This window comes from Streptomyces populi, from assembly GCF_002911015.1.
In the GTDB taxonomy this organism is placed as follows: domain Bacteria; phylum Actinomycetota; class Actinomycetes; order Streptomycetales; family Streptomycetaceae; genus Streptomyces; species Streptomyces populi.
Genome location: NZ_KZ626942.1, coordinates 18,235 through 29,437, shown reverse-complemented (window position 1 = coordinate 29,437; position 11,203 = coordinate 18,235). Strand labels below are relative to the sequence as shown.

Here is an 11,203-nt window from a genome sequence, read left to right as displayed (position 1 = left end):
CGGCCGGAGCAGCCGGGGCCGGCGCGGCGGGGGCGGCAGGCGCGGCGGGGGCCGCGGCCGGGGCGGCCGGAGCCGCGGGGGCGGCGGCGGCCGGAGCGGCACCGGGAGCGCCGATGACGGCCAGCTTCGCGCCGACCTCGGCGGTCTCGTCCTCGCCGACCACGATCTCCAGCAGCACGCCGGCGACCGGCGCGGGGATCTCGGTGTCGACCTTGTCCGTGGAGACCTCGAGCAGCGGCTCGTCCTCCGCGACCTCCTCGCCGACCTCCTTCAGCCAGCGGGTGACGGTGCCCTCGGTGACCGACTCGCCCAGGGCGGGCAGCACGACGTCGGTGCCGGAGGCGCCACCGGCCGGAGCGGCGGGGGCCTCGGCGACCGGGGCGGGGGCGGCCGGAGCGGCGGCCGGGGCCGGAGCCTCGGCGGCGGCGGGAGCCGGGGCGGCGGCGGCCGCGCCCGTGCCGTCGTCGATGACGGCCAGCTCGGCGCCGACCTCGACGGTCTCGTCCTCGGCGACCTTGATGGACGCCAGGATGCCGGCGGCGGGGGAGGGGATCTCGGTGTCGACCTTGTCCGTCGACACCTCCAGCAGCGGCTCGTCGGCCTCGACGCGCTCGCCCTCGGCCTTCAGCCAGCGGGTGACAGTGCCCTCGGTGACGCTCTCACCGAGTGCCGGAAGGGTTACGGAAACCGGCATGGTTTCTGTTGCTCCTTATTGGGTCTCCCCTGCCCGACCGGGATCGAGGGCTCGGGGAAGTGCGGAAGTCTGTGGTCGTCGTCGAGCCCTGCTCGACGCGGTGACTGGGACGGCCGGTGGCCGGGGAAGGCCCCGGCCGGACCGGATCAGTCGTGCGCGTGCAGCGGCTTGCCCGCGAGGGCGAGGTGGGCCTCGCCGAGCGCCTCGTTCTGCGTCGGGTGGGCGTGGATGAGCTGGGCGACCTCGGCCGGCAGCGCTTCCCAGTTGTAGATGAGCTGGGCTTCGCCGACCTGCTCGCCCATGCGGTCGCCGACCATGTGGACGCCGACCACGGCACCGTCCTTCACCTGGACGAGCTTGATCTCGCCCGAGGTGTTGAGGATCTTGCTCTTGCCGTTGCCCGCGAGGCTGTACTTCAGGGCGACGACCTTGTCCGCGCCGTAGATCTCCTTGGCCTTGGCCTCGGTGATGCCCACGGAGGCGACCTCGGGGTGGCAGTACGTCACGCGCGGGACGCCGTCGTAGTCGATCGGGACGGTCTTCAGACCGGCCAGCCGCTCCGCGACCAGCATGCCCTCGGCGAAGCCGACGTGCGCGAGCTGGAGCGTGGGGACGAGGTCGCCGACGGCGGAGACGGTCGGCACGTTCGTGCGCATGTACTCGTCGACCAGGACGTAGCCGCGGTCCATCGCGATGCCCTGCTCCTCGTAGCCGAGGCCGGCCGAGACCGGGCCGCGGCCGACGGCGACGAGCAGGACCTCGGCCTCGAACTCCTTGCCGTCGGCGAGGGTGACCTTGACACCGGTCTCGGTGTACTCGGCCTTCGAGAAGAAGGTGCCCAGGTTGAACTTGATGCCGCGCTTGCGGAACGCGCGCTCGAGGAGCTTGGAGGAGTTCTCGTCCTCGACCGGGACGAGGTGCTTGAGGCCCTCGATGACGGTCACGTCGGCACCGAAGGACTTCCACGCCGAGGCGAACTCGACGCCGATGACACCGCCGCCCAGGATGATCGCGGACTGCGGAACGCGGTCCAGGACGAGCGCGTGGTCCGAGGAGATGATGCGGTTGCCGTCGATCTCCAGGCCCGGCAGCGACTTCGGCACGGAGCCGGTCGCGAGGAGCACGTGGCGGCCCTGGATCCGCGAGCCGTTCACGTCGACGGAGGTCGGGGAGGACAGGCGGCCCTCACCCTCGATGTACGTCACCTTGCGGGACGCGATGAGACCCTGAAGACCCTTGTACAGGCCCGAGATGACCCCGTCCTTGTACTTGTGGACGGCGGGTACGTCGATGCCCTCGAAGGTGGCCTTGACGCCGAACTGCGCGCTCTCGCGGGCCTGGTCGGCGATCTCGCCCGCGTGCAGCAGGGCCTTCGTGGGGATGCACCCACGGTGCAGGCAGGTACCGCCGACCTTGTCCTTCTCGATCAGGGCGACGTCCAGGCCCAGCTGCGCTCCGCGCAGCGCCGCGGCGTAACCGCCGCTACCGCCGCCGAGGATCACTAGGTCGAAAACGGTGCTGGCGTCGTTCGCCACGTCACGTCCTCCATGCATGTGCGCCGTTACGCCGGGCACCTTCGTCCCTTACGGGTGGTTGACCGGTCGGTCGGCTGGTGTCCGGCCGCTCTTTCTACGGCCCTGTGGTGGGGGCCCTGTCCTGCCGAGAACCCATCTTCGCACTTGTCGAGGGCGAGCGAGACGCCGGGCCGGTGTGTGGGGCGTCTGATCCATCACGTCGACGGGGTGCGGAACCGGGTGAACCTGCGGATTTCGTCGAGGGCGAAACCTCCGTTCGGCCATACGAGCGGCCCCGGGCGCGCGGACGCCCGGGGCCGTGTGCCGTACGGGGGGCTCAGCCCAGGTCGCCGGCCGCCGTCAGCTCGGCGAGACGGACCAGGGTGCGGACCGCGGAACCGGTGCCGCCCTTGGGGGTGTAGCCGAACGGGCCGGCCTCGTTGAACGCGGGGCCCGCGATGTCCAGGTGCGCCCAGGTGATGCCCTCGCCCACGAACTCGCGCAGGAACAGGCCGGCGACCAGGCCGCCGCCCATGCGCTCGCCCATGTTGGCGATGTCGGCGGTGGGGGAGTCCATGCCCTTGCGCAGGTGCTCGGGCAGCGGCATCGGCCAGGACTCCTCGCCGACCTCCTCGGCGGCCTCGACGATCGCGGCACGGAACGCGTCGTCGTTGGCCATCACGCCGAAGGTGCGGTTGCCGAGCGCCAGCACCATCGCGCCGGTCAGCGTCGCCACGTCGACGATCGCGTCCGGCTTCTCCTCGGACGCCTTCCACAGCGCGTCCGCGAGGACCAGCCGGCCCTCGGCGTCGGTGTTCAGGACCTCGACGGTCTTGCCGCTGTACATGCGCAGCACGTCACCCGGACGGGTGGCGGAGCCGGAGGGCATGTTCTCGGCGAGCGCGAGCCAGCCGGTGACGTTGACCTCGAGGCCCAGGCGCGCGGCGGTGACCACGGCGGCGAAGACCGCGGCGGCGCCGGCCATGTCGCACTTCATCGTCTCGTTGTGCCCGGCGGGCTTGAGCGAGATGCCGCCCGAGTCGTAGGTGATGCCCTTGCCGACGAAGGCGAGGTGCTTCTTCGCCTTCGACGAGGTGTACGACAGCTTCACCAGGCGGGGGCCGGCGGCCGAGCCGGCACCGACGCCGAGGATGCCGCCGAAGCCGCCCTTGACGAGGGCCTTCTCGTCGAACACCTGCACCTTGATGCCGTGCTCCTTGCCGGCCGCGGTGGCGACGGCGGCGAAGGACTCCGGGTTGAGGTCGTTCGGCGGGGTGTTGACGAGGTCGCGGGCGCGGTTGAGCTCCTCGGTCACGGCGGTGGCGCGCGCGACGGCCGCCTTGTACGCCGCGTCCCGGGGCTTGCCGCCGAGGACGGTCACCTCGCCGAGCGGACCCTTGCGGTCCTTGGCGGCCTCGCTGCGGCCCGCCTCCTTGTAGGCGTCGAAGCCGTACGCGCCCATGCGGGCGCCCTCGGCGACGGCACCGGCGTCGGCGGCGTCCGAGACCGGCAGCGCGAACGCGGCCTTCTTGGCGCCGGCGAGCGCGCGGGCGGCGACACCGGCCGCGCGGCGCAGCGCCTCGGCGGCGAAGCCGGCCTCGTCCGCGGGAACCGCTCCCAGGCCGACGGCCACCACGACGGGGGCCTTGAATCCGGACGGCGCGGGCAGCTTGGTCACCTCGCCCTCGGCCCCGGAGGCCCCGAGGGTCTCCAGGATCCCGGCGAGCCCGCCGTCGTACGCGTTGTCAACGGCCTCGGCGCCCGGTGCGACGACCGGACCCTTGGGGCCCTTCGCGACACCGACGACGATCGCGTCGGCCCGCAGACCGGACGCCGCGGCGGTGCTGAGAGTGAGAGCAGTCACGGTGGTGAGATCTCCGCTTCCATTGAAGTTCTTTGGCCGAGAAGGGTGGGTCGACCGGGCCCGACGGCCGACCCTAGATCCGTCCTCGGGGGCGGTCCTCGCCGGGGCCCCTGACGGGCCGGGCGAGTACCCGGGACGAGCCTACGCTCGGGGCCGGGTTTCGCTCATTTCTACGGACGTTCACCCACAGGTGGCGCCGTCCCGTATTCCCGCCCCTCACTCCCGGTGAGCTGAGACACACTCATCGTGGTCAGTGGGCACGCCGTCCACTGCTTTGCACGATTTCCACAGATTCCCCATGGTTTCCACCCGTGGGGAATGCTCGAGGGGGAGAAAGCCACATATGGCACAGAGTCTGCAACGGTGGAGAGGGACGGCCGCCGTCCTGGGGGCCGCCGGACTCCTGGCGCTGGGCATGGGGGCGCCCGGCGCGTCCGCGGCGGTCACGCCGCGGATCGACCTCAAGGTCCTGGTCGTGGACAACGGCGCGGGCCAGGTCGGAGCCATCACCGCGGAGCTGAAGAACTCCGGTGTCCCGTACACCACGGTCAACCTGGGCGACGCGAACCGCCCGACCATCAACGCGACGTTCCTGAGCGACACGGTGAACGGCGTCCCGCGCGCCAAGTACCAGGGCGTCGTCCTGCCGAACGAGTTGCCCTTCGGCGCGGGTTCGGCCGAACAGACCGCCCTGGAGGACTACGAGAAGACGTTCGGCATCCCGCAGGTCGACGCCTACACCTGGGCCCACCCCGAGGTCGGTCTCGACTACACCGACCAGAACGGCGGCTGGTCCGGCGTGCTGGACGGAGCGACCACGCAGATCACCGCGGCGGGCACGGCCGGCCCGTTCCGCTACCTCGACGGACCGCTGACCTTCGAGGACAACGACCCGGCCGTGCAGGAGACCTACGGCTACGCGGCCCACCCGAGGGACGGGTTCACCAGCTACCTGAACGCGCCCAGCGGCGGTTCGATGCTCGGGCAGTACGAGCACGACGGGCGCCGCGAACTCGTGGTGACCTTCGCGTACAACCAGTACCAGAAGCAGTTCAAGGTCCTGGCGCGCGGCATCGTCGAGTGGCTCACCCAGGGCGTGCACCTCGGACAGGCCAGGAACTACTTCTCCGTCCACGTCGACGACGTCTTCGCGCCCGACGCCCGCTGGGACTCCGAGCGCAACTGCACCCCCGGCGACATCGACTGCGCGGGCGGCGACGGCGAGGACACCACCACGCCGATCCGCATGACCGCGGCCGACGCCGCCTACGCCGCCCAGTGGGAGGCCGACCACGGGTTCACGCTCGACATGGTCTTCAACGGGGGCGCGGGCGAGCAGTGGAAGGACGAGAACGGCGGCACCGACGCCCTCACGGACCAACTGCTCGCGGACAAGGCCAAGTTCCGCTGGATGAACCACACCTACACGCACCCGTTCCTCGGCTGCGTCCAGGACACCACGACCGTCCCCTGGACCTGCGCGAAGAACACCGACGGCACCACGAAGTGGGTGAGCCGGTCCGAGATCTCCGCGCAGATCTCGGACAACAACGACTGGGCGGCCTCGCACGGGCTCGCCACCGACCGCACCGAGCTGGTGACCGGCGAGCACTCGGGACTCAAGACGCTGCCCCAGCAGCCCGTCGACAACCCGAACCTCGCGCGCGCCATGTCCGCGAACGGCGTCAGGTGGACCGGGTCCGACAACTCCCGCGAGCCCGAGCAGCGTTCGGTCGGCAACGGCGTGATGACCGTCCCGCGCTACCCGATGAACATCTACTACAACACCGGCACGCCCGAGGAGATGGCCGACGAGTACAACTACATCTACACCTCGAAGGCCGACGGCGGCAGCGGGGTGTGCGAGAACAACGCGACGTCCACCTGCCTGCCGGCCCCGCTGAACACGGCCACCGGCTACGCCGACCACATCGTCCCGGCCGAGGCGCGCACCGCGCTCGGGCACGCGATCGGCAACGACCCGCGTCCGCACTACGTCCACCAGTCCAACCTGGCCGAGGGCCGCATCCTCTACCCGGTCCTGGACAAGGTGCTCGCCGACTACAGGGCGATCTACGCCGACAACGCCCCGCTGCAGAACCCCCGCCAGAGCGCCATCGGCACGGAGTTGCAGCGCCGTACCGACTGGCAGACGGCCCTGGCGAGCGGCAGGGTCACGGCCTACCGCATCGGCAACAAGGTCACCATCACCGCCCCGAACGGGACGCAGACCCCGGTGACCGTGCCGGAGGGGACCACCAAGCAGCTCACGGTCGGCACCACCGCGTTCGGCACGCCGTACGCGGGGGCGCGCAACGACTGGACCAAGCCGGAGCTCCTCCAGTCCGCGGTCAAGCTGAACCTGCCCGCCTAGGCGCGCGGCACCGCGGCAGCAGACGCGCACCCCGGCCGGTCCCGGCCGGGGTGCGCTCGTGAGCCGTGCGGCGGGGAGCCGGGGGGCTCTCCGGAAGAAACAGTCCCAGGGGGGAACCACGCATGATGCGCACCGGCCGTCATGTCACCATGCTCACCGAAGGCACCTACCCACATGTCCACGGCGGGGTCAGCACCTGGTGCGACCAGCTGGTCAAGGGCATGCCGGAGGTCGACTTCCACATCGTCTCGCTCACCGGCAGCGGCCGCGAACCCGTGGCCTGGGAACTGCCGCCCAACGTCTACCGGCACACCCGGGTGCCGACCTGGGGACCACGCCCCGGCCGCTCCCGCCCGCCGACCGGCCGCGCCCAGCGCCGCTTCGCCGAGATCTACGAACGCTTCCTGCTCTCCTTCCTCGATCCCGACTCGCCCGAGGACTTCGGCGACGCCCTGTACGAGCTGGCCGTGCTCGCCCGCGACGGACGCCTGTCCGCCGCCCTGAGCGGCGAGGCGGCGCTGCGCTCGCTGATGTGGATCTGGACCATGCCGCACCTGCCGACGGCGGCCGCCCGGCCCACCGTGCACGACGCGCTCGTGGCGACGGACCTGCTGGAGCACGCGCTGCGCCCGCTCGGCGTCCGGATCCCCGAGGACTGCGTCGCCCACGCGGTCAGCAGCGGCCTCGCCACGCTGCCCGCCCTCGTCGCGCGCCACCTGGACGGGGTCCCGTTCCTGCTCACCGAGCACGGCATCTATCTGCGCGAGCGCTACCTCGGCTACCGCGACGCCGAACAGCGCTGGCCCGTCAAGGCGTTCATGCTCGGCTTCTACCGCGAGCTGAACTCCCTCGGCTACCGCGCCGCCGACCTCATCACCCCCTGCAACCGGTACAACCGCCGCTGGGAGGAGCGCGGCGGCGCCGACGGGGACCGGATCCGCACGGTCTACAACGGCGTCGACCCGCACGCCTTCCCGCACGCGGGACCCGAACCCGCCGTGCCCACCCTCACCTGGTGCGGCCGGATCGACCCCATCAAGGACCTGGAGACGCTCCTTCGCGCGTACGCCATGGTGCGCGCCGAACTGCCCGACACCCGGCTGCGGTTGTTCGGTCCCGTGCCGCCCGGCGGGGAGGCGTACCGCACCCGTCTGGAGAAGCTCGCCGCCGAACTGGGCGTCACCGACGGGCTGACCTTCGAGGGCCGGATCACCGAGGTGTGGCGCGCCTACGCGGCCGGCCACGTCGTCATGCTGTCCTCCATCTCGGAGGGCTTCCCGTTCTCGATCATCGAGGCCATGTCCTGCGGCCGTACGACGGTCTCCACGGACGTGGGCGGGGTCCGGGAGGCGGTCGGAGACACCGGGATCGTCGTCCCGCCGCGCGAACCGGAGAAGATGGCCGCCGCCGCCCTCGCCCTGCTGCGGGACGAGGAACGGCGGCTGGACCTCGGTGAGCTGTCCCGCCGGCGGGTCATCGACCGGTTCACGCTGCGCCGTTCCGTCGACGCGTTCAGGACGGTCTACCAGGAACTGGCGGACCGGTCCGCGGTGTACGAGCCCGCCGTGGAGACCGTCGCCGACTGGACCCTCGAACTGCGCGACCCCTGGTACCGGGCCGTCGCCACGGACGGGACCGGCTGGTGAGCGGCTCCCTGCGCACGCAGCCCGGGGCCCACGGGGCCACCCGTCCCCTGGTGCCGAACCAGCGCCGCTCGACGAGCTGGGGGAAGCCCGACCCGATCGACGAACTCGCCGCGGAGCTGGGGGAGTCCGTGACCGCCGCCGTCCACCCCGACGAGGTGGCCGCGCTCCTGGAGTCCGACGGCCTCTCGGACGACCAGATCCGCGAACGGTACGGCGTCACCGACTCCTTCGCCCTCGCCGAGGCGCTGTTCGAGCGGGTCGACCGGGGCTATCCCGAACCGGAGGGCCCGGCCCACGACCCCTGGCGCATCGGTCTGATCGGCTGCCTCCTGCGGGGCGTGGTCTTCGCCCTCCCCGGTCTCGGCTACGTCCTCGCCGCACCGCTCCTCGCGGGACCGAGGGGCGCGTTCGGACTCCCGGCCGGCACCGTTCCGATGCTCGCCGGGGCGCTGTGCGGCTGGACCTGGAACCAGGGGCTCGCGCACCGCGCGTACACCTGGACGGGGCTCGGTGACCGCACGGCCGCCCGCCGCGCGCTGCTCGTCGGGACCCCGGCCGGTGTCCTGCTCGGCTCCCTGGTGGCCCTCGCCGCGGCGGGATCGGCCGGCCGGGGCGCCGTCGCCTTCGCCGCCGGGCAGTCCGGCTATCTGGGCGCGGCCACCGTCCTGCTGGTCATGGGCAGGGAACGCACGCTGCTCGCCGCCCTGGCGCCCGTGACGGCGGGCGCGGTCGTGACCGTGTTCCACCCGGTCCCCGACCCGGTGCGCGTGGCCCTGCTCCTCGGCTCCCTGGCGGCGGTCGCCCTGCTCGGGTTCCTCGAGGTGGCCCCCGTCGTACGCGAGCTGGGGGAGGGGAGCTGGGGCGCGGGACTGCTCGCGCTGCTGCCGTGGAGGAACCCGCGGGGCGGCGCCGGGCCGTCCGGGCGGGCCGGTGAGCCGCGGACGGCCTCCGCGGGCCGGCCGGACGCGGGGAAGTCCGGGCCCGCTCCGGGCCGCTCCGGCGCGCTCGCCGCGCGGCTGCGCGCCCGCCGGTCCGCCCCGCGCCGGCACGCCGGAACCCTCGCGTACGCCCTCTTCGGGCTCGGCAGCGGTGTCCTCGTGCTGTACGCGGCGCTCGGAGACGTCCTGACGGGGGCCCGTACGGCGGCCGCCGCACCGGCCGCGGTCGCGCTCACCCTCAGCATGGGCCCCGCCGAGTGGCTGCTCTTCCGGTTCCGCAGCGGGAGCCTCGCAGGGCTGCGCTCCAGCACCTCGGCGAGGGGATTCCGACGGGCCGCCACGGGCGCGCTCCTGAGGTGCCTCACCGGTTACCTCGCCGCGCTGCTCGTGCTCGGACTCGGTGCCTCCGCGCTGTGGCCGCACGCGCCCGCGGCGGCGGACGGGGTCCGGCTCGGCGGACTGCTCCTGCTGGGCGTGGTCATGTGGACCGGGCTGCTGCTCCAGTCCTTCGGCGCCGTCACCGGCACGGCCGCCGTCGTCTGCGCCGCCGCGCTCGCCCAGACCGCGGCGCTGGCGACGCACACGGGCGACTCGCACTGGGTGGGCCTGATCGTGTACGGCGCGGCGGCGGGCTCCCAGACCGTGCTCGCCCGCGCCCGGATCGGAAAGGCGACGGCCCACCGGTGAAGGACCTCCTCGTCCCGTACTACGAACACCCCGCCGTCCGTCCGGCCGAGTGGGACGCGCTCGTCGCCGCGGCGCCCCGGCTGTACGGCGTCGTGCTGAACCCCGCCAGCGGGCCGGGCGAGCACCCCGACGCGGGGTTCGCGGCGGTCGCCGGACGGCTGCGCGCCGCGGACGTCCGGGTCCTCGGGTACGTCGACACGGCGTACGCGCGCAGGCCGCTCGCGGACGTCCTCGGCGAACTGGCCCGGCACCGGGACTGGTTCGGCACCGACGGCGTGTTCCTGGACCAGGTGGCCGCGACGGAGGGCGAGTTCGGCTACTACCGGCGGCTCGCGACCGCGGTCCGGGGCCTCGGCCGCGGCACCCTCGTCCTCAACCACGGCACGGTGCCGCACCCCTCGTACGCCCGCATCGCCGACGTCCTCGTCACCTTCGAGGGCACCTGGGCCACCTACCGGAGGAAGCCCCCGCCGCGGTGGACGGGAGCCGACGCGGTCCTGTGCCACCTCGTCCACGCGGCTCCGGCCGGCGTCGACGCGGCGGCACCGGCCAGGGAACGGGGGGCCGCGCTGCACTGCGCGGTCCCCGGTACGGGGGACCACCCCTGGGGCACCCTGCCGAACGGCCTCGCCCCCGCCCCGGGAACGCGGTGATCAGCCCAGCGAGAGAATCACGAGCGCGGTCGTCGCCGCCGTCTCCGCCAGACCGCCGAACACATCGCCGGTGACACCGCCGAAGCGCCGGACGCAGTGCCGCAGCAGCAGTTCGGCGGCCAGCAGGGCGAGGCCCACCGCCACCGCGGCGCGCACGGTGTCGTACCTCCCGACGAGGGCCCCGGCGCCCGCCGCGACGCCGGTCACGGCCGCCGCCACCAGCAGGGCGCCGCGTACCGGCACGGTGCCCGCGACCGCCGCGCCCAGCCCCCCGGGGCGGGCCGCGGGCACCGAGGTGCGGGCGGCGAGCGTGAGGGCCAGGCGGGCCGCGGCCGCCGGGACGACGGCCGCGAGGACGCCCCGGCCCCACGAGGCCTCATAGGCCTGGGCGAGTCCGGCCACCTGGGCGAGCAGGACGAACAGGAGGGTGATCACGCCGAACGGGCCGATGTCCGACTGCTTCATGATCCGCAGCGCGTCCTCGGCCGGCTTGCCGCTGCCCAGCCCGTCCGCGGTGTCGGCGAGACCGTCGAGGTGCAGGCCCCGGGTGAGCGCGGCCGGCACGGCGGCGGTGGCCACGGCCGCGAGCAGCGGACCCGATCCCATGGCCAGCAGCGCCACGCCCGTCAGCGCCGCGCCCGCCCCGACCACCAGGCCGGCCAGGGGGGCGCACAGCATGCCGCCGCGCGCTGCGTCACGGTCCCAGCGGGTCACCTTCACCGGGAGCACGGTGAGGGTGCCGAAGGCGAAGCGGAGGCTGTCGGGCAGCGAGGCCCCGGAGGCGGTCTTGGACATCGGCGCAGGGTACCCGGACGTCCGGAAGGCGGATACGG

General features: G+C 73.2%; 8 protein-coding genes. 4 read left to right on the top strand and 4 right to left on the bottom strand.

The genetic code is table 11. From position 1 onward, the window contains the following. From CW362_RS34125 to CW362_RS34115, 3 genes are all read right to left on the bottom strand, one after another. The coding region (locus CW362_RS34125) for a biotin/lipoyl-containing protein (protein ID WP_338069092.1) at positions 1-694 on the bottom strand (694 nt) is incomplete at its 3' end. A gap of 146 nt (positions 695-840) precedes the next feature. Next, entirely contained in the window at positions 841-2,229 is a 1,389-nt protein-coding gene (gene lpdA / locus CW362_RS34120) for a dihydrolipoyl dehydrogenase (RefSeq protein WP_103553487.1), read from the bottom strand. A gap of 316 nt (positions 2,230-2,545) precedes the next feature. Beyond that, a complete protein-coding gene (locus CW362_RS34115; RefSeq protein ID WP_103553486.1) occupies positions 2,546-4,072 on the bottom strand; it encodes a leucyl aminopeptidase in 1,527 nt (508 codons plus the stop codon). A gap of 343 nt (positions 4,073-4,415) precedes the next feature. Here CW362_RS34115 and CW362_RS34110 point away from each other — a divergent pair, with 343 nt between their 5' ends. From CW362_RS34110 to CW362_RS34095, 4 genes are all read left to right on the top strand, one after another. After that, positions 4,416-6,446, top strand: a complete 2,031-nt coding sequence (locus tag CW362_RS34110; protein ID WP_103553485.1) for a hypothetical protein — start codon at positions 4,416-4,418, stop codon at positions 6,444-6,446. A 122-nt stretch (positions 6,447-6,568) separates the two neighbouring features. Further along, the gene (pelF, locus tag CW362_RS34105) at positions 6,569-8,092 is read left to right on the top strand and encodes a GT4 family glycosyltransferase PelF (RefSeq protein WP_103553484.1); all 1,524 of its coding nucleotides are present in this window, start codon (positions 6,569-6,571) and stop codon (positions 8,090-8,092) included. Continuing rightward, positions 8,089-9,717, top strand: a complete 1,629-nt coding sequence (locus tag CW362_RS34100) for a hypothetical protein (RefSeq protein ID WP_103553483.1) — start codon at positions 8,089-8,091, stop codon at positions 9,715-9,717. The genes pelF and CW362_RS34100 overlap by 4 nt, the downstream gene beginning before the upstream one ends. Next, positions 9,714-10,370, top strand: a complete 657-nt coding sequence (locus tag CW362_RS34095) for a spherulation-specific family 4 protein (protein WP_103553482.1) — start codon at positions 9,714-9,716, stop codon at positions 10,368-10,370. The genes CW362_RS34100 and CW362_RS34095 overlap by 4 nt, the downstream gene beginning before the upstream one ends. Here the strand turns inward: CW362_RS34095 and CW362_RS34090 are convergent, their stop codons facing one another. Further along, positions 10,371-11,165, bottom strand: a complete 795-nt coding sequence (locus CW362_RS34090) for an adenosylcobinamide-GDP ribazoletransferase (protein ID WP_103553481.1) — start codon at positions 11,163-11,165, stop codon at positions 10,371-10,373. Positions 11,166-11,203 lie beyond the last annotated feature (38 nt).